Genomic DNA, 23,572 nt, shown 5'->3' on the forward strand with positions numbered 1-23,572 from the left:
TTTGCCAGCGTTTGTACCAATCCTAGGCAAAAATACAATTAAAAATCAATCAAAAATAACTTAAATACACCATAATAAATACCACAAAAAGCCAATCCTGTGGCTCAAAAATTGATACGCCAACGGATTAACCATTTATCAGTAAACGCCCTAAGCCTAGCAAGAATTGCGATATTTTGCAAATATTGTGATATATTATTGGTAAATTTTTGGGAAATTTATCCAATTTTAGCCAAAATTATTGATTTAACTATTTGATTTATATTGGTTTTTTATAAAGTCGTGAATTTGTTGCTCTTTTGTAATTTTATGATATTATCCAATAAATTGCTTTAAAACCATACAAAAACACCACTTATAACCAAAATTTATAATCTTGCCAAAAAATCAAGCAAGTTTTTGCTCGTAAAAAATGCTAAAATACCAAGAAAATTGTTAGCCAACCGCCAATTTAGCATTGGATTTGTTAGCATAAATTTACATGAAAATAGGAAAAACAATTATGCCAATCTATCGCTCCAAAACTTCCACCGCTGGCCGCAACATGGCAGGGGCTCGTGCGTTGTGGCGTGCCACAGGCATGACTGATGGCGATTTTGATAAGCCGATTATCGCCATCGCCAACTCTTTTACCCAATTTGTCCCAGGTCATGTGCATCTGAAGGACATGGGTCAGCTGGTCGCTCGTGAAATCGAAAAAGCCGGCGGCGTCGCCAAAGAATTTAACACCATCGCCATCGATGACGGCATCGCCATGGGGCATGGCGGTATGCTGTATAGCTTGCCAAGCCGTGATTTGATTGCCGATAGCGTTGAATATATGGTCAATGCTCACTGTGCCGATGCGTTGGTATGTATCTCAAATTGCGATAAAATCACCCCGGGCATGCTGATGGCCGCCATGCGTCTGAACATTCCAACCATCTTTGTCTCTGGCGGCCCGATGGAAGCTGGTAAGGTCTTGGCAAGCGAGCTGCACGATGGTCATACCGCCCACGAGACGGTGGTCAATGACAGCGGTCAAAAAGTGCGTAAGCTGGACTTGGTCGATGCAATGATTGATGCTGCTGATGATTTGATCAGTGATAATGATGTCGCCAGTGTCGAGCGTTCGGCTTGCCCAACTTGTGGCTCATGCTCTGGTATGTTTACCGCCAATTCTATGAACTGCTTAACCGAAGCACTGGGTCTGTCGTTGCCGGGTAATGGCTCGCTGCTTGCCACGCACGCCAAACGCAAAGAGCTGTTTTTGGAAGCTGGACGAATGATTGTTGAGATTACCAAGCGTTATTATGAACAAGATGACCATTCAGTATTGCCAAAAAGCATCGCCACCAAAGCCGCCTTTGAAAACGCCATGAGCCTAGACATTGCTATGGGTGGCTCAACCAATACCATCTTGCACCTATTGGCAGCTGCCAGTGAAGCAGGCGTGGACTTTAAGATGGCGGATATTGACCGCCTAAGTCGCTTGGTGCCTTGCTTATCAAAAGTCGCCCCTGCCACCCAAAAATACCACATGGAAGATGTGCATCGTGCTGGTGGCGTGATGGGGATCTTGGCTGAACTAAACCGAGCTGGGCTACTAGCCACCGATGTCTCAACCGTACACGCTGCCACAATGGCGGACGCCTTAGCCAAGTGGGATGTCATGAATCCTGACAACACTGATGCTCGTGAACGCTACATTGCCGCCCCCGGTGGCGTGCGTACCACTCAAGCCTTTAGCCAAAATAAAGTCTGGAGCAATCTGGATCTGAACCGTGAATCTGGCTGTATCCGCTCCAAAGAATTTGCCTACTCTCAAGATGGCGGTTTGGCGGTGCTGTTTGGCAATATCGCCGAGCGTGGCTGTGTGGTCAAGACCGCTGGCGTGGACGAAAGTATCCTAAAATTCACTGGCCGTGCCAGAGTGTTTGAGAGCCAAGACAGTGCGGTAGAAGCGATTTTGGCAGATAAAATTGTTGCAGGCGACATCGTCATTATCCGCTACGAAGGCCCCAAAGGCGGCCCCGGCATGCAAGAAATGCTCTACCCAACCAGCTACCTAAAATCCAAAGGCTTGGGCAAAGCCTGTGCATTGCTGACCGATGGTCGTTTCTCAGGCGGTACTTCTGGATTATCGATTGGACACGCCAGCCCAGAAGCTGCCGAAGGCGGTGCGATAGGCTTGGTCGAAGAATTTGACACCATTCACATTGACATTCCAAATCGCAGCATTCATCTAGATATCAGCGATGACGAACTTGCCAATCGCCGTGCCGCCATGGACGCTCGTGGCAAAAACGCTTGGAAACCTGTCAATCGTGAACGCCATGTTTCCCAAGCCCTGCGTGCCTACGCCGCCATGGCAACCAGTGCCGACACAGGGGCGGTGCGTGATGTATCACAAGTAGAATAATCCGCTTTTGTCCCAACATTAAGCCAATGGACAAAACCCATCGGCAAAACACAGACTACAATGAGCGATAAGACATGGGTCAAAATACACGGTGAATATATTTTACCAATATTTTGCCCATGTTTTTTTTATGATGAAGTTTTGTAAATTTGGCATAAATATGCATGATTTGTGCCAAATTTCTGTTATCATATAGCTATCTTTGGTCCACTCATTAAGGATATGTTATGAAAAGTCTAAAAATCGCCGCTGCCGCTGCCATCATCGCCCTGTCAGGCTGTGCAGTTACAACAACCGACGCTCAAAAATCAGCCGCTCACAATGCTGGCGTTGCCAGTGCAAACCTGTTTAACAATGCCGTTAAACAAACCTGCCAAACTCAACTGGCCAACAATCAATACTGGAAAGCCGCTGCAGCTACCATGAAAACCGAAACGCAAGCCAAAGTCGTTGACGCTACCTGCAGCTGCGTTGTCAAAAAGGCCCCAGAAGTAGTGAACTTGACCGAAGTGCTAAACGCTGCCATCAACGCCGACACTCGTGCCACTGTCGCCCAAAAAATTGTATCGCATTCTTTGAAAGCCTGCGTAACCGACACACTAAATAACAAATTGGACACACTGCTTAAGCCTTAATTGGTTAAGTTTTAGTTAAATAAAACCACCTTTGGATTGTCCGAAGGTGGTTTTATTTGGCTTACAATGTTTGGCTTGTGGTATTTGACTTATGACATTTGACTTGTCATTTTATTGAATCCGTATGGTTAAATCAATTTATCGCATCAATTAACTTAGATTAAATTAACTTTTTCAAATGATTACAATTTTAAAAATTCATCACAGTCCAATTTCACCAATGAATGGCAAATGGCGGTATTTTTGGTCATAATCCAAGCCATAGCCTACAATAAATCTGTCTTCAACTTCAAAACCACAGAAACTCACCGCCATTGGGATTTCTCGGCGTGATGGCTTACTCACCAAAGTGCAAATTTCGATGGAATTTGGCTCACGAGTTTGTAAAATCTCAACCACTTTTGACAAAGTACGCCCAGAATCGATAATATCTTCGACAATCAGCACATCTTTGCCTTTGATTTCGCTGTCCAAATCTTTGATAATTTTAACATCGCCGCTTGAGACGGTGGTTTTGTTGATATAGCTTGACACGGTCATAAAGTCAATTTCGTGCGGCTTGGCAATTTGACGGCACAAATCCGCCATAAAAATCACCGAACCACGCAACAAGCCGACCAATACCAATTCTTTATCGCTGTTGGCATAATGGGCATTGATGGCTACGCCCAGCTCTTCGACTTTGGCGGCGATTTGTTCGGCAGAAATCATCACATTCAATTCTCGTGGTTCGCTCATGGATACTCCAAATATACGCTTGTTAAGATTATTAAAACTATAAAAACTGTTAAAATTGTTAAAACTATTAAAATGATTGATATGATTAATCAATGCTAAAATTTATCACTGCTGAAATTTTGCCAATGCCAATTCCGACAGAGCAAATTGGCGAATGTCGTTGAGCATTGTGGTATCAAAATTATGAATAAAAGCAAATGCCAGCTGACGCTGTGGATCGCAAAACGCCACCGAGCCATTATAACCCATATGTCCGTACGCTTGCTTGGCATCTTGTAGGCTAAATACACGATGAAAACCCAGTCGCCACTGCATATCCGCTGGCATCACCGCATCAAAGCCGCTCGCCTGCACCGCTCGCAGCTGTGCCATAGTATCGGCATCAATCAAGGTCTGACCCTGCCAGCTGCCACCAGCGGCGTGCATGGCGTAGATGCGAGCCAGTGCGTTGGCCGTTGAGATGCCATTGGCGGCAGGAATGGTTGCCATCAGCACCGCATCACGGTGATACTCCAGACCGTCTTTGGCGTTGGGCATGAGAGCATTTTTATAATTTGCCAAATTCATGCGACTGGTGTCAAAATACAGACGGTTAATATTGGCAGTGTTGGCAGTCGTATCGCCCAATGCTGCTTGCCACAATTGACTCACGGGCAAATTGGCAAAGGTCTGCAAAGTCGCTTGGCTGTCAGGCTTTAGCACTGGCTTATGGCGTGGCGTGTTGTCATTTGGCGACTGATAAAAATACCGCACAGGCTTGGCAACTTGATCAAGCAGCTCACTACCAATCCCATAATACAGCTCGCCCACCACACCCAAAGGCTGTGCCAGATAATGATTTAGGGCTTGATTGACCGTCATGCCTGTTACTCGCTCCACCAAGCCGCCCAGCACCCAGCCTGACACCAAAGCACTGTAAGCACTGGCATAGTGGTGCGTTTCTTGGTTTTTTGGCGTGCCAATGGGCATGGCAGCGATGTGGGTTAGCATAAATTGCCAATCCAACAACGCTTGAGCGTCGGTTGCCACCGATGTGATGTCAAATAGCCCTGCTCGATGGCTAAGTACTTGTTTTAGCGTGATATTTTGTTTACCATTTTGGGCAAATTCTGGCCAATATTTGCTCACACAAGCATCATAATCCAAAAGCCCTTGGGATACCAAAACAGCGATTAGGGTTGCCATCACGCCCTTGCCGATGGAGAAATTCACCGACAAAGTCTGCACAGACCAAGGCTGATTTGGCAAGGCTTGCCCTATGGCGGCATTGACCACCAATTTGCCCTGATGATAAATCGCCAAAGCACCGCCAGCTGGGGCATCGTCCAGCTGCAACGAATCCAGTACCGACTGAAAATCTGTTTGTAACATGAAACACTTACCGCACAATCAATATCAATGATAAATCATCAACAAATCATGAAAAAAAAATTATAACAATCAAAAACTTACAAAAAAGCCACCGTACCCAACAGGTGCGTTTTGTCCGCATCTTTGGCATATAAGCCAAACTCAATGCCCAGCTGACAAGGTGCATCACTTAATAGCTCAACCTTTGATGGCAAAAATACTGGCAACTTGAACGACACATCAACTCGATATGCCGCTGGCAAATCAAACTGGCGACTGATGGCAGCCAATGAGCGTGCCTTTGTCCACATGCCGTGAGCAATCGCCTTAGGAAAGCCAAACGCTCGTGCCGACAAGGGGTGCAAGTGAATGAGATTAAAATCACCAGAAACAAAGGCATAACGCCGTCCGATGTCTTCGGCAATCTCTAGACTTAGGCAGATGCCGCCTTCGACAGCTTCAGGCTTGGCAGGCGTTGGTTTTTTGTCCGTGGTTTTGTCGTTTTTGGCGGCTTGGCGGTCGGCTTTGGATTTTTTTTGACGAGATAAATAAGTGGAAACGCCCTGCCAGACCAGCTCATCACCCACCATCACCGTGGTCAAAAAATCAAACTGCTGTCCTTTGTCATGCACACGCAAATTGTCCAAGCGTACCGACATACTCACCGTTTCGGTGTCAAAAATCACTCGGTGCTGGGTAACGCTGTTTTCTAAATGCACCAGCCCCAACATCGCAAAAGGAAATTCGCCTGTTGCCATCATATTCATCTGCAAAGTCTGCGACAGCACCGCAAAATAAGTGGCAGGCACTCGCCCATCGTCCACAAAGCCACAAATTTTGCGATAATCACGCAAATTGCTTTGGTCAATCGCCAGCTTATCCACGGTATAGACCGACTCAGGCAAGCTTAGCGCTGCCGTCTGGGCAGATGGCAGTAGGCTTTTGATGACATTGGCGTAAGTCGTGTGCATTTTGGGCAATTCGCTAAAATGTTTGTCCGACATAAAATTTCCTTTGGCTAACTGGCTAATGGGCAAAACCCAATGAAAAATCAGCGATAAGTTTGGTAAATCGTGCCTGCGATGCTTGAGCTTTAAATTTGAAATAATGAAAAATCACCGCTCAAGCATCAAAATTTAAATTAACTCAATTAAATTGCAATCACGCACCCAACAGGCTTTGACCGCAGACACGCACGACATTACCATTGATACCGCCAGCTTGTGGCGACAGCAGCCAAGCGATGGTCTCGGCGACATCGACAGGCTCGCCGCCTTGGCTCATCGAGTTCATGCGGCGGCCAGCTTCACGGATAGCAAATGGGATTTGACCTGTCATTTTGGTCTCAATAAAGCCCGGAGCGACAGCGTTAATGGTGCGTGATGAACCTTCTAATAGCTTGGCGGTTGCTTCAACCAAGCCGATCACGCCTGCCTTACTGGTGGCATAATTTGACTGACCCAAATTGCCAGCAATACCTGAAATGGACGACACACACACGATGCGTGCCGATGGGCTAAGTCCTTGATTGGCGAGCAAATAATCGTTAATGCGTGCGATGGCAGCAAGGTTAATCCCCAGTACCAAATCCCACTTGTCTTCGCTCATCTTCGCCAAAGTCTTATCACGAGTTACGCCAGCGTTATGCACCACGCCGTCAAGCTCACCACAAGCACGGACAATCTGCTCGGCAGCATTGGCATCAGTGATGTCCAATGGCAATGCCTGACCGCCAATGCGTCCAGCAACTTTTTGTAAATCCGCCAAACTGGCTGGTACATCAAGACAATACACCTTTGCCCCATCACGAGCCAACACTTCGGCAATCGCCTGCCCAATGCCACGGCTTGCCCCAGTAACTAGGATTTTTTTGCCTTGCAAGGTGTCGGCATTTGTTTGTTCGGCATTTGCTTGGCCAATATAAATCGGCTGAGCAGACACATAGGCAGATTTGGCAGACATAAAAAAGTTTAGCGTGTGTGCCAGCTGATTTTCTGCCCCATTTTGCACATACAGCACTTGGGCGGTGATGCCTTTTTTGAATTCTTTGGCGATGGATTTGACAAAGCCCAATAATGCTCGCTGTGCTAGGGCAAAATGCACATCCGTGCCTGTGCAGCAGCTGGGGCGAGCGATGATGATGACTCGCCCTGATGATTTGATACGGCGTGCCAATGGCTGAAAAAATTCATACACTTGCTTTAATTCATCGGCATTTTTGATATTGGTGGCATCAAAAATCACCACCTTAAAGCGGGCATTTTCGTCATCAAGACGAGCGGACAAATCGCTGCTTTTGGCAGGGTATTGTGCCGTTTGGTTGCAGGCAACTTTGGCATCGTGAGTCGTCAAAATCTGTGCCAACGCTTCACGCACCGCCACATCATCGCCCACCGACAGCCCCAACGCCACTTCGCCACGCACCACTGGCTGACCCAGCTCAAACCGATCCAGCTTGATGGGCATTGGCAAGCCTAGGTTTTTTGCCACTTTTCTGCCCAAAGGGGATTGCACCAACTCTCCGTAACGATCGCTCATCTTGCTCTCCTGATTTGCTTGTGTATTTGCCGAAAATTCTAGATAGTTAAATTCCAGACAATTCCAGAATAAATCAAATATCCATTGGCAAAGATAAATTTGTAATATAGCACCCTATTGTATCACAGAATCGGCATAATCAAAAATGGTTGGCGGCTTTTGCCATATTTTTTTAACAATTTTCCATCAATTGACACAAGCTCCCACAAATGCCACCAAATACGGATTATGCCAAGTGTTTGTCATGGTTCGTTACTGATTGGCGACTGGGATTAATCATGACTTGATGGTCAATGGTATGTTTTTATAAAAAATAGTAATTTAAAATAATTTTTGTATAATATTTTGTTATTTATTATCGGAAAATTCCCACAGGACGAATTAATAGTGTTAAGCTAACTGGGTCTTGATGGTCAATTTTGCCATTTGTGCCGTCTGATTTTGGCGTTATTTGGTATCAATTGATAATAAATTCACAAAAATTTAAGGATAAACCATGAGCATTCAAAAAGTCGCCATCTTAGGCGGTAATCGCATTCCTTTTGCACGCAGTAACGGTGTCTATGCCGACGCCAGCAATATCGATATGCTGTCGGCGGCGTTAGATGGCTTGGTGGCTCGCTTTGAATTGGCGGACAAGCCAATCGGCGAAGTGGTCGCAGGCACGGTACTCAAGCACAGCCGAGATCTGAACCTAACTCGAGAATCGGTGCTAAATACCGATTTGTCGCCAACCACGCCTGCTTATGACATCTCACAAGCGTGCGGCACAGGCCTGCAGGCGGTGTTTGCTGTGGCAAATAAAATCGCCCTAGGCATCATCGACAGCGGTATCGCAGGCGGTACGGATACCACATCGGACGCACCGATTGCACTGGGAGACGGTCTGCGTAAACCATTATTACGCCTAAGCAACGCCAAAAACGCCAAGCAACGCCTATCTGCCATCAGTAGCATCAACCCCAAAGACCTATTGGCACTGCCCCAAAATGGCGAACCCCGCACTCGCCTATCCATGGGCGAACACCAAGCCATCACTGCACTGGAGTGGGACATCGGCCGTACCGAGCAGGACGCCTTGGCATATCGCAGCCACCAAAACCTTGCCGCTGCCTATGAAGCTGGGTTTTTTGCCGATTTGATGACGCCTTATAAAGGCTTGGTGCAAGATAACAACCTGCGAGCCGACACCACGCCAGAAAAGCTTGCCAGCCTAAAACCTGTCTTTGGCAAAAAAAATGCCAACCCCACGATGACCGCTGGCAACTGCACGCCACTGACTGATGGTGCATCGTGCGTGCTGTTATCCAGTGAAGCGTGGGCGGCAGAGCATGGCTTTGAGCCGTTGGCGTATCTGACGCATCAGCAAACGGCTGCTGTCGATTTTATCGGCAAACAAGGCCTGACCGAAGGCCTACTCATGGCACCTGTCTATGCCGTACCAAAAATGCTGGCTCGTGCTGGTCTTAGCTTGCAAGACTTTGATTTTTATGAAATTCACGAAGCATTTGCATCACAAGTGCTGTCCACCTTGGCCGCTTGGGAAGATGAAACTTTTTGCAAAACTCGCCTAGGCTTGGACGCACCACTGGGAGCGATTGACCGCAGCAAGCTTAATGTCAATGGCTCAAGCCTAGCTGCAGGACACCCCTTTGCTGCCACTGGTGGGCGTATCATCGCCACCGCTGCCAAGCTGCTTGCCCAAAAAGGCTCAGGCCGTGCCTTAGTGTCTATCTGTGCTGCTGGCGGTCAAGGCGTGGTGTGCATTTTGGAGCGTTAAGTGTTAAGTATCAAAAATCAGGCATAAAAGCTCAAATTTGCCAAAAAAACACCATCTGCCAATTTTGTGGTAGATGGTGTTTTTATTTAAAATTATATTAAATATATTGAATTTTAATTTTGATGAATAAACCAATTGGCTAAATTTTATTATTCAACCAAGGCGGTTGATTGTTATGATGTTCTAGGGCGTGATTGCTCAAAGTCGGCATCATCTGCCGGCCAAATTGCTTAACTTCTGCCATACTCAGCCCCATATCGGTGAGTTGTTTGGCAGCATCTTTGAACGCTCTAAAAAATTCAAAGGTGTAATTGACTGTAAATTGCCCTGTTGAGATACCGACAGCACCGACATCGCATAGCCTTTTAAAGACTGCTTTATCATTCAATCTGCCACCGTTTTCCCAAGTTACCGCCAGCGACAATGCCAAATCCCTTGGAAAAAAATAACAATTGGTATCGATATGTCTGGGGGTGACTCGGTTAAATTTCATCTTAAGTTTTTGATTCTTTGATAAAATATCAAGATAAACTTCGCTTGGCAAGCTGTCGTAATCGCCCACTGATTCCCAATGATCAGGGCAAATCAAATCGCCAGATTCATCACAAAAATTACGCAAGGCATAGGCATAATGTGCTTGGCTCTTCTGCAAAGTATGCACCAAACTTGCAATATGGTTTGGCTCATACCAGTTATCATCGTCCAAATAGCAGACATAATCTTCTTGGGTCAAAAACGGTGCAATGGCGTTAATTGTGCTGTTAATTTTGCCGTTAGCCCCAGTATTCATCGGCAAATACACCGTGACGACTTCAGGATATTTTTTAACAATTGCTCGCACTCTGTCGGCGAATTGATCGCCATCGACAATCACATAATGCTTGGCAGAATAAGTCTGGGCTTTGACGCTTAGGATTGCACGCTCCAATTCGCTGCGCCCGGTACTTGATGTGATAACGGCGACGGTTTTTTGATGAGAATTTTTGACTATCATGCGTGTTGATTTCCTATAATTTGCGACCAATCCTGCGAATAATAAAACCAATACAATTCACGCAAACGAGTGTGAAATAGATTTTTCCAAGGCTTGGCTGCGGTAGAATAATGGACAATTAATGGCAATCTCTGCCCAAAATCATCTTGGCTTTGGTTGGTGATTTTGTGCATTTTATGCATAAAATCAATACCAACTTGATAATTAAATCCCCGTGCCAATTTCAACCAACGATCACGAAATAGCTCATTTAGCACTTCTTGATCGCCATCGGTAATCAAGTCTTTGTATTCGGTGGTATAAGCCAATGCCTTATCGCAAATCTCTTCACCACGCCACAGTTTGCTATTAATCAACAGCACGCCTGCGTTAAATTCGCCTTTATATTGATAAATTTCGTTGGCAATTGGGTCTTTGACTGCCGCCACAAAATGCTTGCCAAGCTCAATATCAAACAAATCACGCAAAGAACCATTGACCACCAAATCACAATCCAAATACAAAACCTTATCAAAATCAAGCAGTTGTGGAATAAAATAGCGAAAATAAGTGGCGTCTGAATTGATGTGCGGATAAGTTTTAAATTGCTTGATGGTTGGGTTGTCGATTTTGATGTCCGTGATGGTACTGTCAAATGCTGATAATTTCATCTGAATTGCTTTGAACCACTCACTGGGAAAATCACGATTTAACACATAAAAATCCACCTGCCTGTTATGATAACAGATGGATTTTAGGGTAACGACCAACTGCTCAGCATAGCTAAAATCTGCACCAAAAACAACTTTGATTCTATTCATCGATTTTATCCGTCTTATCCATCGTTAATATCGCTAATCTTACAGAGTGCGTGATGATTACAATTCGTCCAGCCACGCCATTTGGATTGCTTCCAAGATACGCTCATTGGATTTGTTCGGATCATCGCCAAACTCCGCCAGCTCGCAGACATAGCGGTGCAAATCGGTAAAGCGAATGTATTGCACATCTTCATCGGGGTATTTTTCTGCCAAGGCGATTGCGATATCCAAAGTGTCTTGCCAAGTAAGCATCGTCATCTCCGCTTTTTATTCAATGATTTAACCAAATTTTCAATGGTTTAAAAAATGATTTATAAATTGGCTTGTCAAATTAGCCGTAAAATTTGGCAAATTATAGCACACATGGCACACATTGCCCAGTTAAGTCGGTGTTATGCCTTAATTCTATCGCCAAACATAAGCACCAATAAGCCAACCAGCATCACCGCCATGCCCAGATATTTGTACCAAGACAAAGGTCGAACAGGCATCTGAATCAAACCAAACAAATCAATCGCCATGCCTGCAACCAGCTGCCCTAAGATGACCAAAAATACCATATTTACCAAACCAATCTTTGGGGCAAGCATCGCCATCGAAAACACAAAACCTGCACCAATGATGCCGCCAAGCCACCGCCACCACGGCTGAGTTGATAAATTATCCAGCAGTCCGCTAAAGTTGTTTTGATACAGCATCACCGCCGCCAAGCACAGCGTACCGATAAGAAACGACACAAACGCCGCCGACAGCGTCTGATTGCCCAAGCCGTGTGCCAATCTGGCGTTAATCGCTGCCTGCACCGCCGAACCCATGCCCACGGCAAAGGCCATCAACCAATAAACATATTGCATCATTGCACCTGTATCTGATTAATAAGTCGCCATCATACACCAAAACACTCCATTTGCCAAAACAAACACGCCCTGCCAAGCGGTCAGAGCATGTTTGGTGGTGGTGTGTTTTGATGGCTATTTGTTAATGAATATCAAAACAATTTAGCTGTTCATCATCAAATATTCAAAGGCAGACAGGCCAGCTTTTGAACCTTCGCCCATGGCAATGTTGATTTGCTTATATGGCACGGTGGTTACATCGCCACAAGCAAAAATCCCCGGTTTGTCAGTGCGGCATTTGGTGTCAATCTCAATCTCACCTTGGGCGGTGGTTTTTACCAAGCCTTTGGCGATTTCAGAGTTTGGTACCAAGCCGATTTGGACAAATACTGCCGACAGTGGCAAGGTTTTGTTTTCGCCTGAAGTGCGATCTTGATAAATCAAGGCATTGACCTTGCTGCCATCTGTGGTAATCTCTTGGGTGGCGGCAGATTTGATGATGGTGATATTATCACGAGCTTGGGCTTTGTCCACCAGTACTTGGTCGGCACGCAAAGTATCGCCAAACTCAAGGATAGTTACATGCTTGACAATACCTGCCAAATCCAACGCCGCTTCCACACCTGAGTTGCCGCCGCCGATAACCGCCACATCTTTACCCTTAAAGAATGGACCGTCGCAATGTGGGCAATACGCCACGCCATTACCAATGTTCTCATCTTCGCCTTTGACGCCAAGTTTACGCCATTTTGCCCCTGTGGCAAGGATAATGGTGCGTGAAGTCCAGCTAGCACCTGTATTTAGCGTAACTTGATAACCGCCCTTGACTTCTTCGATGGCTGACACGCTGACATGCTCTTTGACGGTGATGTTATATTCTTTGATGTGCGTTGCCAAATTTGCCGCCAAAGTGTTGCCATTGGTCAAAGGAATAGAAATCAAGTTCTCAATATCTTGCGTGTCCTTGACTTGACCACCGATGCGATCGGCAACCATCGCCACACGCAGCCCCTTACGAGCGGTATAAATCGCCGCCGCCGAACCTGCAGGACCGCCGCCGATGACGGTTACATCTTGGGTTTCAAGCTGTGGCTCATCGCTGGCTGCCAGCAAATCTGGATATTGCTCTTGCAATTTTTCGATCAATTTGGCAGTGTCCACTTTACCGTTGGCAAATGGTTTGCCGTTCAAAAATACCGCTGGCACGCCCTGAATGCCTTTTTCGGCAACCAATTCAGGGAATACGCCGCCGTCAATCATTTCGTTTTCGATGCCGTCATTTAAGATGGCAAATTGGTTCAACGCCTGCACCACATCTGGGCAGTTGTGGCACGATAGTGAAACAAAAGTTTGGAATTTTAGCGGTGCTTTGATGCGTTTGACCAAATTTTGGATACCTTCGTCCAATTTTAGCGTGTGTCCGCCTGCCTGCAAAATCGCCAAAATCAATGAAGTAAACTCATGACCACCCGGAATGCCACTAAAAACGATGCCTGTATCACGGTTTTCGGTAGTGATTTTAAAACTCATTGGCGTCAAGTTGGCATCAGTGATGGCAGCATCAAAGGTGATTTTGTCGGTTGTGCCAGCGATTTTGGTCAAAAAATCCACCAATTCGCCACGCTTTGGGTGTTCACCTTGACCGATAACCAGCTGGATTGGGCGAGTCATGTTGCTGCTATAAGATTTGACAGCGTCTAATAAACCTTGATCTAACATATTGCTCTCTCTGTGTCTTTGCTGTTGTTGATGAATGTTGTCATTAATGATGAAATGGCTGCTTGCCACAATATGCGTTCATTATAACAAAACCATCATGATTAAAAAATTTAGGAATTTAAAACACTGTTATCACAATCATCAAATCATCAACGCCTTTTGCCAAACCTTTGGCACAAAAATTACAAATGATGTTGATTTAACTTGATAATTGGCGGCATTCTTGCTAATATAATCACAAGATTAACACTAAAAATGCTGGCGTTTATCTGTGGATACTCCATTGATCGTTCATTGGTGATTCGTTGATGCTGTCGGCACAATCCTTGGGAGAATACCATGTTACCAGAATACAGAGATTTGATGACCAAGCTAAAAGCTGAAGGTGATCTACATTTCCAAAAACTTTTTGACGAGCATAACGAGCTGGACACTGAAATCGAAAAACTAGAAAGCGATCCAGTGGCTTCTGTTAGCCGTAAAGCTGAAATTGACGAAATGAAACACAAAAAACTTCACCTAAAAGATGAGTTGCGTGTTTATCTAGAAAGCCTAGAAAGCGAAGCATAATTCGCCAATTGATTGCTGATTTTATCAGTTAATCATGCCCATTAAGCCTGTGCCTTGCGTGCAGGCTTTTTCTTGTGATAAATTTTGCTAAACTCTTGGCAAATCACCAATTTCAAACCCAAAATGTCATTTAAAAATGATAAGCAATGATGAGCAAACAAAAACCCCAAACCATCAAGGCTTGGGGTTTATAACTAATATTATCTAAAAAGATAAATTAGATTTTACCAACTAGGTCTAGGCTTGGTTTCAAAGTTTCTTGACCCGCTTCCCATGCTGCTGGGCAAACTTCGCCGTCGTTTTCACGCACATATTGAGCGGCTTTGACTTTGCGAACCATGTCTTTGGCAGAACGGCCGATGCCTAGATCGTGGATTTCAGCAACTTTGATGAAACCATCTGGATCAACTAGGAAAGTACCACGCAATGCAGCGTTGTCTTCTTCGATCATGATGTTAAAGCCACGAGTGATTTTGCCAGTACCGTCGCCAAGCATTGGGTATTGTACTTTTGAAATCGCTGGTGATGAATCGTGCCATGCTTTGTGTACAAAATGCGTGTCAGTAGATACGGCATACACTTCTACGCCAAGTGCTTTTAGCTCTTCGTAATGAGCTGCCATGTCTTCAAGCTCAGTTGGGCAAACGAAAGTAAAGTCGTGTGGGTAGAATAGGAAAATCGCCCAGCCGCCTTTGACATCTTCAGAAGTGATGGTTTTGAACTCGCCGTTTACATAGGCTTGGGTTGAAAACTCAGGAATTTGTTGATTGATAATTGCTGCCATAATATTACCCTTTTTAGTTTGGCTAAATTGACTAAACAACCAAAACGAAAACCGCTCGGCTTTGTCTTGGCTCATGGTTATAATACAACAAAATTATCCATTTTCAACAGTTAAAACTTCCAAATATGTTGTTTTATTTTATCAAACTTAGGTACAATAGCAGCAATTAGCCATGGCAATATTTATTGGTAATATTGATTGATGGTATTCGTTGATAGCATTATTGCCAAAAATTACCAAAACGCTTTTTTAGCCCAGACTTTATAAGGATAAGGACGATTATGATTACGCTTCGCCAATTAGAATTTGCCCTTGCGGTTGCCAAGCATCGCCATTTTAAGCGAGCTGCCGAAGAATGCAACATCTCACAATCTGCACTCAGCCTAGGCATCGCCGAGCTAGAAAAACAACTGGACACCCAGATTTTTGAGCGTAATAACAAGCAAGTGCTAATCACACCCATCGGCGAAGAGCTGCTGGAGCGAGCACAACGCATTTCTAGTGAAATCAATGACTTAATCACCAGAGCTCACAGCCACCAAGTGCCGCTGGCGTATCCGATGACCATCGGCATCATTCCAACGATTGCCCCTTATCTGCTGCCCAAAGTATTGCCAACGCTCAAAAGCCAGTATCCGAATTTTGAGCTGTCGGTCATCGAAAAGCAGACCGAGCGACTCATCGACCAAGTCCGCTATGGACACATTGACACCGCCATCATCGCCCTGCCGTATCCACTGGACGGCTTGCACGCTTTTGAATTTTGGGCGGAAGATTTTTTTGCCATCTTGCCAGAAAACGATACGCACATCAGCATGGGCAAAATTAACAGCGATGATTTGTCAAAAACCAATCTGCTACTATTGGGCGAAGGGCATTGTTTGACCGACCAAGTGCTGTCGGTGTGCGCCTTGAGCAAAAGCGAAATCCGCTCAAGTTTTTCAGATGCCAGTCTTAATACGCTGATTCAGATGAGTCTGGCTGGCATGGGGACGACGCTGGTGCCAAAAATGGCATTGGATCAGCTTAATGACAATAAGGCCATTCACGCTGTGCCACTGGCAGAGCCGGGGCCGCACAGACGCTTGGCGTTCATCACTCGCCTAAACTACGCTCGGGTCAATGATGTGCGACTGCTTAGCGAAATTTTCCGCCAGACGCTCAATCAAAGCGAACAAAGCCAAAACTAAAAATCAAAGCTAAAAGCTAAAGACTGCCGTGTCGTGATTTGAGTAAGCCATGCCAATACTGATAATCTGGCATGGCTTTTTTGACGCTCGCCCAAAATGCCTGACTGTGATTGGCGTGGTGCAAATGGCACAATTCATGCACCAAAACATACGCCAAACAGCCGACAGGATAGGCGGCCAAATTGGTACTTAGGGCAATTTTGGCGGTGCGTACATTGCAGCTGCCCCAGCGACTGGACATCTTTTTTAGGCAGATGGCTGTGGCGGATTTGCCGACCACAGGCTGCCATTTGTCCAATAACTCTGGCAAAAGCCGTGAAATTTCATCTCGATAAATCCAATCCAGCAGCATCTGCTCATCGTCCAAAGTGTCCAGTCGGCGAAAAGTGCGTGCATGAATCAGCGTCCGCCGCTCGTGCAGCCACGCTTTGGCATCAAAAATCTCGCCCCATAGTCGTGGCGGTGATTGGTTTTTGGCAATCAAAGCCTGATGTGTCCGCACCGCCCAATCCATGCGACTGTCTATCGCTGCTATCAGCCGCTCTTGGCTGATGTGGCGTGGCGTGCTGATGTGCAGCCCATCGGCTTTGATGCGAAAATTGATATTTTTTACCGCTTTATTAGTGATAAACAGCGACATGCCATGATTGGCAAAACGCTCATTCAGCTCAATCATGGCAGCGGATAACGGGTGCATTGGGCGGATAAATTACAAAGTCTGTGCCAAAATACGCACACACAATTCGGCAAAATCAATGCCACGAGCCTTGGCAGCCATCGGTACAAGACTGTGATCGGTCATGCCCGGCACGGTGTTTAGCTCAAGCAAATACAAAGTGCCATCATCGCCCTTCAAAAAGTCCACACGAGACCAGCCCTTACCACCGATGGCGGCAAATGCTTGTTTGGCGATTTTTTGCATTTGTTGTTCTTGCTCGGCGGTCAAGTCCGATGGGCATTGATACACTGTATCATCACGCAGATATTTGGCTTCGTAGTCGTAGAATTTGCCTGTTGGGATAATGCGAATGCTCGGCAAGGCGTCATCGCCCAGCAATGAGCAGGCATATTCGCCACCTGTGATGGCTTTTTCTGCCAAAATCGCCCCATGATATTGCTTGAGTGTCGGATAAGCCTTGGCAAGACCACCTGCTTCTTCGATCATCATCACGCCCACGCTACTGCCTTCGGCGGCTGGCTTGACAAACAACGGCAAACCCAGTTGGCGTTCAACGGCATCAAAATCCGTCTCATCGTCCAGCACCACATACGGCACATTGGGCAAATTCAACGCCTGCCACAGCAGACGGCAGCGAAATTTATCCATAGCAATGGCAGATGCCAACACGCCACAGCCTGTGTAGGGAATCTTAAAACCGTCCAACACGCCTTGCAAGCTGCCATCTTCGCCAAAAGTGCCGTGCAAGACATTAAACACACGGTCATAACCACGCAAAGTCGAAATGTCGGTTTCAGCTGGGTCAAAATGATAAGCGTCCACACCTTTTGATAATAAAGCATTTAGCACAGCTTTGCCGCTATTTAGCGATACTTCTCGCTCACTGCTAAAGCCACCACAGACGACAGCAACTTTACCAAAGTTTTGTGGATTGATGGATTGAGTTGTCATATATTTTCTCTTTTGTTTTCTCTTTAAGCTATTTTTATTAAGGATAACTAATAAATTACTGGAATAAATTAGACCGCTGCATCTGCATTTAGGTACAAATCATTATCTCTTAAATCCAGACAAATTTGCCCCACATTGCCCGCACCTTGAGTGATAAGCATATCGCCTGCTCGCAGCACACGCTGCATGACAGGGGCAAGGTTATCTTTATCCACCAAAGTCGGCTCAACTTGACCACGATGGCGGATACTGCGTGCCAACGCCTTGGTGTCTGCACCGACAATCGGCAACTCACCAGCAGGATAAACATCGAGCAGTAGCAGCTCATCAACGCCAGACAGTACTTCCACAAACTCATCAAAGCAATCACGAGTGCGGCTATAGCGGTGCGGCTGGAACATCAGCACCAAGCGGCGTTCAGGGTAACTTTGGCGAGCAGCCTTGATGGTCGCTGCCACTTCGGTCGGGTGATGGCCATAATCATCAATCAACAAAACATCGCCATCATCAATGACGACAGTCGCTTGATGCTCAAAACGACGACCGACACCTGCAAATTTTGACAACGCACGGATAATGGCATCATCGCCCACGCCTTCATCAGTTGCCAGTGTAATCGCCGCTAGAGCATTATAAACATTATGCTCACCTGGAATGTTCAGCGTCAGACGCAGCGGCTCACGGTCTTTACGCAGTACGGTAAAATGCGTTTTTGTGCCTTCAACCGATAAATCCACCGCCTGCACATCATTATGCGACTGCAAACCAAAGGTCAGCACTGGGCGAGCAATATCATCAATCATGCTAAGCAGCACTTCATCATCGCCACAGATTGCCGCCAAGCCATAAAATGGCATATTTTGCAAAAATTGGATATAGGCTTGTTTGAGCTTATCAAAACTGCCTTCATAAGTATCCATATGGTCTTCGTCAATGTTGGTTACAATCGCCGCCATCGGACGCAAGGACAAAAACGATGCGTCCGATTCGTCAGCTTCTGCCACCAAGTAGCGAGATTGCCCCAATGCGGCATTTTTGCCAGATGCGTTTAATTTACCACCAATCACATAGGTTGGATCCAGTCCAGCTTCGGTCAGCATCATCGTCAGCATGCTGGTGGTGGTGGTCTTGCCATGCGCCCCTGCCACAGCGATACTATGGCGATAACGCATCAGCTCGCCCAGCATATCGGCACGGCGTACCACAGGCAAGCGAGCTTGTAGTGCTGCTTGGATTTCAGGATTGCTCTTGTCAATGGCAGATGACACCACCACCACATCGGCATTACTGATATTGCCTGCATCGTGTCCGATATAGACGACAATACCCAGGCTAACCAGTCGGTCAGTTACCACACTGGTCTTGATGTCCGAACCTGTTACTTTATAGCCTTGGTTGGCAAGCACTTCAGCGATGCCACACATGCCAGCTCCACCAATTCCCACAAAGTGAATGGTTTTGATGCGTCGCATTTCTGGAATTTCAATTAAGCGTTTTGGGAGCGATTTGGTTTCTGACATTCTAAGATTATCCTTGATAAGGTGGTAAATAGGAATGATGTTATCGGTGGTTGTATCAATTACTGTGTTAATTTTTATAACAATTGTTTTATCAGTTATTTGACAAAACTTGCAATCACATCGGCGACTTGCTTATCAACACAATCACGAGCCTGTAACCTAGCGGCGATTGCCATTTGTCGGCAAGTATCACGATCAAGCCCATCGATTATCTCGGCAAGCGTCTGCCCTGTCAGCGTGGATTGCGGCATCAAAATGGCAGCGTCCGCATCAACCAGCACACGAGCATTGGCTGTCTGGTGATCATCGACAGCGTGCGGCAATGGCACAAAAATCGCCGCCACGCCAGCGGTCTGGATTTCGGTAACGGTCAATGCTCCCGCTCGGCAAACAATCACATCTGCCCACGCATACGCCGCCGCCATGTCATCGATAAATGGCATCAGCTCAAGGGTGTGTTTGTTGGCATCGATTTGGGCTTGTGAATAAGCCACCAGCATCTGCTCATGGTTGTCCTTGCCGCACTGATGGCGAACAGATAGCGGACGATTGACAACGCCAAGCATCTCAACAATGGCTTGGTTAATCGCCATCGCACCCAGCGAACCGCCAACCACCAGCACTTTTAGTGGAGATTCGTCCTGCAAATAACGCTGCTGTGGCGGCATGATATCACTGATGGCTCGGCGAACAGGATTGCCCACGGTGATGACCTTTTTGGCATCTGCCACAAACGCCCCATCAAACGCCTGCAACACCTTATCGGCATGGCGTGCTAGGTTTTTATTGCTCATGCCAGCGATGGCGTTTTGTTCGTGGATAATTAGCGGCACTTTGCACAGTTTGGCAGCCAGACCACCGGGAGCAGTTACATAGCCACCAAAACCCACCACCACATCGATTTGCTGGCTTTGGATAATATTGCGTGCCGCCAACACCGCCTTTAGTAGCATAAATGGCAGCTTCACCATGCGTGCCAAGCCCTTACCACGCAAGCCCTGCATCTCGATGGTGTGCATCTGATAACCATGCTTGGCAACCAAGCCATTTTCCATACCAGTTGGCGTACCCAGCCAGTGAATCACCGCCCCACGGCGTGCCAGCTCATCTGCCACCGCCAACGCAGGAAAGACATGACCGCCTGTACCTGCCGCCATCATTAGCACATTCATTTTTTTTGTCATAAAAGCGTCCAACTTATCAATCTTAGCATTATCAATGTGCTATTTTGAATGACTTTTTGCCCAAACTCAAGTTATTTTTTGCGAAAATTTATCAAGCAAATCTTACCAAAATATATTATTTTTATTGATAATTAATTCAATATTTATTAAATAATCTGGTCAAGTTGCCCATCACTGGCGGCACTCAATGTTGTTTTCGATAAACGCCACAAAATCTACCGCAATCTGCGTACCACATTGCTCATCAATCTCACGCACGCAAGTTGGGCTGGTAACATTAATCTCAGTAATCAAGCCACCGATGACATCTAAGCCCACAAAATACAAGCCTTTATCCAACAAAACAGGGGCAACCGCTTCGGCAAGCTGTCGCTCACGCTCGGTCAGCGGCATCGCCACGCCACGCCCACCTGCTGCCAGATTGCCACGAGTTTCGCCCTGCGATGGAATGCGTGCCAAGCAATAATCCACAGGCTTACCACCCACAATCAGCACACGCTTGTCGCCTTCGGTGATGGCAGGAATGTATTTTTGTGCCATGATGGGCAAGCTGCCAAGCTCGGTCAGCATCTCAAGCGTTGAGCCGATGTTTGGACTGTCCGCCGTCAAGCGAAAAATCCCCATGCCGCCCATGCCGTCCAAGGGCTTAACAATCACATCTTGATGCTCATTGATAAACGCACGGATATGCGTCTGCTTGTTCGTTACGATGGTTGGCGACATCAGCTGGCTAAACTGCGTGGCAAACAGCTTTTCGTTGCAGTCTTTGACACTCAAAGGATCATTGACCACCCACACACCAGCACGCTTGGCATAGTCAAGCAGATGCAAAGCGTACAAAAATTTCATATCAAACGGCGGATCTTTACGCATCAAAATCACATCAAAATCAGTCGCATCGTGAGTCTGCATCTCGCCCAAATCATAAAAATGCTCAGGATTTTTATAGACACTGACCGCTTGACTGTCTACTTTCAAACTACCCTTATCCAGCCACAAATCAGCAATCTGGCAATAATGCAGCCCATGCCCACGCTCGCTAATTGCCCACATCATCGCCAAAGTGGTGTCTTTTTTGTAATTAATCGTTGTAATGTCGTCCATCACAATCAAAAAATTCAAGGTTTTCATTCTCTTATCCAACAGTCAAAGTGATTTTAATAATTTAGTTATTTTGGTTAAATATGAATTAAAGTTAAATTTATTCGCTAACGCCGTATTGCTCACGGTAAGCCTGCATTTGTGCCAGCTGTTCGGCAGTGCCATGTTTGGCAACATAATCGGTGATGTCGTCCATCGTAACCAATGCCAAAACAGGCACTTGCAAAGACTCTGCAAGCTCTTGAATGGCGGATTTGTCGCCCTGACCTTTTTCTTTGCGATCCAGTGCCACGATGATGCCAGCAACTTTTGCTCCTACCTTGTCAAGCAGTGCCACCACTTCACGCATCGCTGTGCCTGCGGTCATCACATCATCAATCACCCATACCGATTTGCCTGACAAATCAGCACCAACCAACATACCGCCTTCGCCGTGATCTTTGGCTTCTTTGCGGTTATAGCCCCAGTTGGCGTTGATGTTGTGATGCGTCCACAGGGCTTGAGCGGTTGCTGCCACAAAAGGAATGCCCTTATACGCCGCCCCAAAAATCACCAAATCATCGGTATCGGTATGAGCTGCCAAAGCATCAGCATAGCCAGTCGCCAGCACACTGAGCAACTCGCCAGTTGCCAGCAATCCTGCATTAAAAAAATACGGACTGACACGGCCAGATTTTAGGGTAAAACTGCCAAAACGCAGCACATTATTTTTTAGGGCAACTTCAATAAATTGTTGGGGGTTAAAAGATGACATACAAATTCCTTAGTATAAATGACCTGTGCCACTGGTGTATCAAATCACTGCCTATTGTACTCTGTATGGATATTTTTTACAATTCAAAGACGACACAAAACCCAGCTTGATACACAAACTGGGTTTTGTTTTTGCGATAAAATCTTAAGGCAAAATTAGGCTTTTGCGGCAGCTTGAGCAGCAGCAACTTCAGCAGCGAAGTCTTCTTGCTTTTTCTCGATGCCTTCGCCAACTTCTAGGCGTTTAAAGCTGATAACAGTTGCACCTTCGGCTTTTAGCACATCGCCAACTTTTTTGTCATTGTCCATAACATAAGGTTGGTTTACCAAAGTTACTTCGTTTAGGTATTTTTGGATACCACCAGTAATCATCTTTTCAATTACCGCTTCTGGCTTGCCAGATTCTTTTGCTTTGGCTTCGATGATGTCTTTTTCACGAGCTAGAATATCGGCAGGAACATCGGCTTCGTTTACCGCCAATGGGTTGAATGCTGCAACTTGCATTGCAACCGCTTTACCCACTTCTTCTGAACCGCCTTCATAAGACACCACAACACCGATACGCAAACCGTGGCGGTATGCTGCTAGGTTAGCACCTTCGATAACTTCGGCACGGCGAACTTGGATATTTTCACCGATTTTTTGTACCAATGCCACACGAGCTTCTTCAACAGAAACACCGTCAGCGTATGGCAATGCTGAAATGGCAGCCACATCGGTAACATTGTTTGCCAAAGCAAGTTCGGCAACTTGGTTAGCAAATGCAGTGAAGTTTTCGTCTTTTGCCACGAAGTCAGTTTGGCAGTTTACTTCTAGCAATAGAGCCTTGCCTGCACCTTGGGCGATGATGATAGCACCATCAGCAGCGATGTTGCCTGCTTTTTTGGCAGCTTTGGCTTGGCCTGATTTACGCAGGTTGTCAATCGCAAGTTCGATGTCGCCATTTGCTTCTTCAAGTGCTTTTTTGCACTCCATCATACCAAGACCAGTACGGTCACGCAGCTCTTTTACCAGCTTTGCAGAAACTTGAGTCATTTAGATTACCTTAA

At 46.1% G+C, this 23,572-nt stretch carries 22 protein-coding genes; 5 read left to right on the top strand and 17 right to left on the bottom strand.

Going from position 1 to position 23,572, the window contains the following annotated elements:
• The first annotated feature begins 502 nt into the window (after nt 1–502).
• Nucleotides 503–2,401: a dihydroxy-acid dehydratase gene (gene ilvD, locus ACFBZI_RS01170; RefSeq protein WP_375714640.1), complete on the top strand. Its 1,899-nt coding sequence runs from the start codon at nt 503–505 to the stop codon at nt 2,399–2,401.
• 227 nt (nt 2,402–2,628) lie between these two features.
• The gene (locus ACFBZI_RS01175; RefSeq protein ID WP_375714641.1) at nt 2,629–3,036 is read left to right on the top strand and encodes a hypothetical protein; all 408 of its coding nucleotides are present in this window, start codon (nt 2,629–2,631) and stop codon (nt 3,034–3,036) included.
• Between the two features lie 201 nt (nt 3,037–3,237).
• On the opposite strand, the gene hpt is transcribed toward ACFBZI_RS01175, so the two are convergent.
• The 4 genes from hpt to ACFBZI_RS01195 form a co-directional block, all read right to left on the bottom strand.
• A complete protein-coding gene (gene hpt, locus ACFBZI_RS01180) occupies nt 3,238–3,774 on the bottom strand; it encodes a hypoxanthine phosphoribosyltransferase (RefSeq protein WP_375714642.1) in 537 nt (178 codons plus the stop codon).
• A 105-nt stretch (nt 3,775–3,879) separates the two neighbouring features.
• Nucleotides 3,880–5,145 (bottom strand): serine hydrolase domain-containing protein, encoded by a 1,266-nt coding sequence (locus tag ACFBZI_RS01185; protein ID WP_375714643.1) that lies wholly within the window; start codon nt 5,143–5,145, stop codon nt 3,880–3,882.
• A gap of 77 nt (nt 5,146–5,222) precedes the next feature.
• Entirely contained in the window at nt 5,223–6,128 is a 906-nt protein-coding gene (locus ACFBZI_RS01190; protein ID WP_375714644.1) for a MaoC family dehydratase, read from the bottom strand.
• 157 nt (nt 6,129–6,285) lie between these two features.
• Nucleotides 6,286–7,662 carry a 3-oxoacyl-ACP reductase gene (locus ACFBZI_RS01195; protein WP_375714645.1) on the bottom strand — a complete coding sequence of 459 codons (1,377 nt, stop codon included), beginning with the start codon at nt 7,660–7,662 and terminating at the stop codon, nt 6,286–6,288.
• A gap of 496 nt (nt 7,663–8,158) precedes the next feature.
• Between ACFBZI_RS01195 and ACFBZI_RS01200 the strand changes: the two genes are divergently transcribed.
• The gene (locus tag ACFBZI_RS01200; RefSeq protein ID WP_375714646.1) at nt 8,159–9,442 is read left to right on the top strand and encodes an acetyl-CoA C-acetyltransferase; all 1,284 of its coding nucleotides are present in this window, start codon (nt 8,159–8,161) and stop codon (nt 9,440–9,442) included.
• 139 nt (nt 9,443–9,581) lie between these two features.
• On the opposite strand, the gene ACFBZI_RS01205 is transcribed toward ACFBZI_RS01200, so the two are convergent.
• The 5 genes from ACFBZI_RS01205 to ahpF form a co-directional block, all read right to left on the bottom strand.
• On the bottom strand, nt 9,582–10,436 hold the full coding sequence (locus ACFBZI_RS01205) for a glycosyltransferase family 2 protein (RefSeq protein WP_375714647.1): 855 nt from the start codon (nt 10,434–10,436) through the stop codon (nt 9,582–9,584).
• Nucleotides 10,433–11,236, bottom strand: a complete 804-nt coding sequence (locus ACFBZI_RS01210) for a glycosyltransferase family 8 protein (protein WP_375714648.1) — start codon at nt 11,234–11,236, stop codon at nt 10,433–10,435. The genes ACFBZI_RS01205 and ACFBZI_RS01210 overlap by 4 nt, the downstream gene beginning before the upstream one ends.
• 57 nt (nt 11,237–11,293) lie before the next feature.
• Nucleotides 11,294–11,494, bottom strand: a complete 201-nt coding sequence (gene iscX / locus ACFBZI_RS01215) for a Fe-S cluster assembly protein IscX (RefSeq protein WP_375714649.1) — start codon at nt 11,492–11,494, stop codon at nt 11,294–11,296.
• Nucleotides 11,495–11,628: 134 nt separating this feature from the next.
• A complete protein-coding gene (locus ACFBZI_RS01220) occupies nt 11,629–12,090 on the bottom strand; it encodes a DMT family transporter (protein ID WP_375714650.1) in 462 nt (153 codons plus the stop codon).
• Nucleotides 12,091–12,234: 144 nt separating this feature from the next.
• Nucleotides 12,235–13,791, bottom strand: a complete 1,557-nt coding sequence (ahpF, locus tag ACFBZI_RS01225; protein WP_375714651.1) for an alkyl hydroperoxide reductase subunit F — start codon at nt 13,789–13,791, stop codon at nt 12,235–12,237.
• Nucleotides 13,792–14,130: 339 nt separating this feature from the next.
• On the opposite strand from ahpF, the gene ACFBZI_RS01230 reads away from it, so the two are divergent.
• A complete protein-coding gene (locus tag ACFBZI_RS01230) occupies nt 14,131–14,361 on the top strand; it encodes an HP1242/YdcH family protein (RefSeq protein WP_375714652.1) in 231 nt (76 codons plus the stop codon).
• Nucleotides 14,362–14,578: 217 nt separating this feature from the next.
• On the opposite strand, the gene ahpC is transcribed toward ACFBZI_RS01230, so the two are convergent.
• A complete protein-coding gene (ahpC, locus tag ACFBZI_RS01235) occupies nt 14,579–15,145 on the bottom strand; it encodes an alkyl hydroperoxide reductase subunit C (protein WP_375714653.1) in 567 nt (188 codons plus the stop codon).
• A gap of 281 nt (nt 15,146–15,426) precedes the next feature.
• Here ahpC and ACFBZI_RS01240 point away from each other — a divergent pair, with 281 nt between their 5' ends.
• Complete coding sequence (locus ACFBZI_RS01240) at nt 15,427–16,335, top strand: hydrogen peroxide-inducible genes activator (RefSeq protein ID WP_375714654.1); 909 nt, start codon at nt 15,427–15,429, stop codon at nt 16,333–16,335.
• Nucleotides 16,336–16,351: 16 nt separating this feature from the next.
• Here the strand turns inward: ACFBZI_RS01240 and ACFBZI_RS01245 are convergent, their stop codons facing one another.
• The 7 genes from ACFBZI_RS01245 to tsf all read right to left on the bottom strand — a co-directional run bounded on the left by ACFBZI_RS01245 (nt 16,352) and on the right by tsf (nt 23,558).
• Nucleotides 16,352–17,032, bottom strand: coding sequence for a M48 family metallopeptidase (locus ACFBZI_RS01245; protein WP_375714655.1), 681 nt, complete (start codon nt 17,030–17,032; stop codon nt 16,352–16,354).
• Nucleotides 17,033–17,044: 12 nt separating this feature from the next.
• Complete coding sequence (locus tag ACFBZI_RS01250; protein ID WP_375714656.1) at nt 17,045–17,965, bottom strand: D-alanine--D-alanine ligase; 921 nt, start codon at nt 17,963–17,965, stop codon at nt 17,045–17,047.
• Between the two features lie 68 nt (nt 17,966–18,033).
• Nucleotides 18,034–19,485, bottom strand: a complete 1,452-nt coding sequence (gene murC / locus ACFBZI_RS01255) for a UDP-N-acetylmuramate--L-alanine ligase (protein ID WP_375714657.1) — start codon at nt 19,483–19,485, stop codon at nt 18,034–18,036.
• Nucleotides 19,486–19,580: 95 nt separating this feature from the next.
• Complete coding sequence (murG, locus tag ACFBZI_RS01260) at nt 19,581–20,669, bottom strand: undecaprenyldiphospho-muramoylpentapeptide beta-N-acetylglucosaminyltransferase (protein WP_375714658.1); 1,089 nt, start codon at nt 20,667–20,669, stop codon at nt 19,581–19,583.
• A gap of 171 nt (nt 20,670–20,840) precedes the next feature.
• Nucleotides 20,841–21,800, bottom strand: coding sequence for a glutathione synthase (gshB, locus tag ACFBZI_RS01265; protein WP_375714659.1), 960 nt, complete (start codon nt 21,798–21,800; stop codon nt 20,841–20,843).
• A gap of 70 nt (nt 21,801–21,870) precedes the next feature.
• Nucleotides 21,871–22,524 (bottom strand): orotate phosphoribosyltransferase, encoded by a 654-nt coding sequence (gene pyrE / locus ACFBZI_RS01270; protein WP_375714660.1) that lies wholly within the window; start codon nt 22,522–22,524, stop codon nt 21,871–21,873.
• Nucleotides 22,525–22,679: 155 nt separating this feature from the next.
• Nucleotides 22,680–23,558: a translation elongation factor Ts gene (tsf, locus tag ACFBZI_RS01275; protein ID WP_375714661.1), complete on the bottom strand. Its 879-nt coding sequence runs from the start codon at nt 23,556–23,558 to the stop codon at nt 22,680–22,682.
• Between the last annotated feature and the right edge of the window lie 14 nt (nt 23,559–23,572).

Origin of the sequence: Moraxella marmotae (genome assembly GCF_042219885.1) — a bacterium.
Taxonomy (GTDB): Bacteria; Pseudomonadota; Gammaproteobacteria; order Pseudomonadales; family Moraxellaceae; genus Moraxella; species Moraxella marmotae.

Bases quoted from the DNA above. Each gene is read 5' to 3' on its own strand.
- ilvD (WP_375714640.1), top strand. From the start codon at position 503: ATGCCAATCTATCGCTCCAAAACTTCCACCGCTGGCCGCAACATGGCA.
- ACFBZI_RS01175 (WP_375714641.1), top strand. From the start codon at position 2,629: ATGAAAAGTCTAAAAATCGCCGCTGCCGCTGCCATCATCGCCCTGTCA.
- hpt (WP_375714642.1), bottom strand. From the start codon at position 3,774: ATGAGCGAACCACGAGAATTGAATGTGATGATTTCTGCCGAACAAATC.
- ACFBZI_RS01185 (WP_375714643.1), bottom strand. From the start codon at position 5,145: ATGTTACAAACAGATTTTCAGTCGGTACTGGATTCGTTGCAGCTGGAC.
- ACFBZI_RS01190 (WP_375714644.1), bottom strand. From the start codon at position 6,128: ATGTCGGACAAACATTTTAGCGAATTGCCCAAAATGCACACGACTTAC.
- ACFBZI_RS01195 (WP_375714645.1), bottom strand. From the start codon at position 7,662: ATGAGCGATCGTTACGGAGAGTTGGTGCAATCCCCTTTGGGCAGAAAA.
- ACFBZI_RS01200 (WP_375714646.1), top strand. From the start codon at position 8,159: ATGAGCATTCAAAAAGTCGCCATCTTAGGCGGTAATCGCATTCCTTTT.
- ACFBZI_RS01205 (WP_375714647.1), bottom strand. From the start codon at position 10,436: ATGATAGTCAAAAATTCTCATCAAAAAACCGTCGCCGTTATCACATCA.
- ACFBZI_RS01210 (WP_375714648.1), bottom strand. From the start codon at position 11,236: ATGAATAGAATCAAAGTTGTTTTTGGTGCAGATTTTAGCTATGCTGAG.
- iscX (WP_375714649.1), bottom strand. From the start codon at position 11,494: ATGACGATGCTTACTTGGCAAGACACTTTGGATATCGCAATCGCCTTG.
- ACFBZI_RS01220 (WP_375714650.1), bottom strand. From the start codon at position 12,090: ATGCAATATGTTTATTGGTTGATGGCCTTTGCCGTGGGCATGGGTTCG.
- ahpF (WP_375714651.1), bottom strand. From the start codon at position 13,791: ATGTTAGATCAAGGTTTATTAGACGCTGTCAAATCTTATAGCAGCAAC.
- ACFBZI_RS01230 (WP_375714652.1), top strand. From the start codon at position 14,131: ATGTTACCAGAATACAGAGATTTGATGACCAAGCTAAAAGCTGAAGGT.
- ahpC (WP_375714653.1), bottom strand. From the start codon at position 15,145: ATGGCAGCAATTATCAATCAACAAATTCCTGAGTTTTCAACCCAAGCC.
- ACFBZI_RS01240 (WP_375714654.1), top strand. From the start codon at position 15,427: ATGATTACGCTTCGCCAATTAGAATTTGCCCTTGCGGTTGCCAAGCAT.
- ACFBZI_RS01245 (WP_375714655.1), bottom strand. From the start codon at position 17,032: ATGCACCCGTTATCCGCTGCCATGATTGAGCTGAATGAGCGTTTTGCC.
- ACFBZI_RS01250 (WP_375714656.1), bottom strand. From the start codon at position 17,965: ATGACAACTCAATCCATCAATCCACAAAACTTTGGTAAAGTTGCTGTC.
- murC (WP_375714657.1), bottom strand. From the start codon at position 19,485: ATGTCAGAAACCAAATCGCTCCCAAAACGCTTAATTGAAATTCCAGAA.
- murG (WP_375714658.1), bottom strand. From the start codon at position 20,669: ATGACAAAAAAAATGAATGTGCTAATGATGGCGGCAGGTACAGGCGGT.
- gshB (WP_375714659.1), bottom strand. From the start codon at position 21,800: ATGAAAACCTTGAATTTTTTGATTGTGATGGACGACATTACAACGATT.
- pyrE (WP_375714660.1), bottom strand. From the start codon at position 22,524: ATGTCATCTTTTAACCCCCAACAATTTATTGAAGTTGCCCTAAAAAAT.
- tsf (WP_375714661.1), bottom strand. From the start codon at position 23,558: ATGACTCAAGTTTCTGCAAAGCTGGTAAAAGAGCTGCGTGACCGTACT.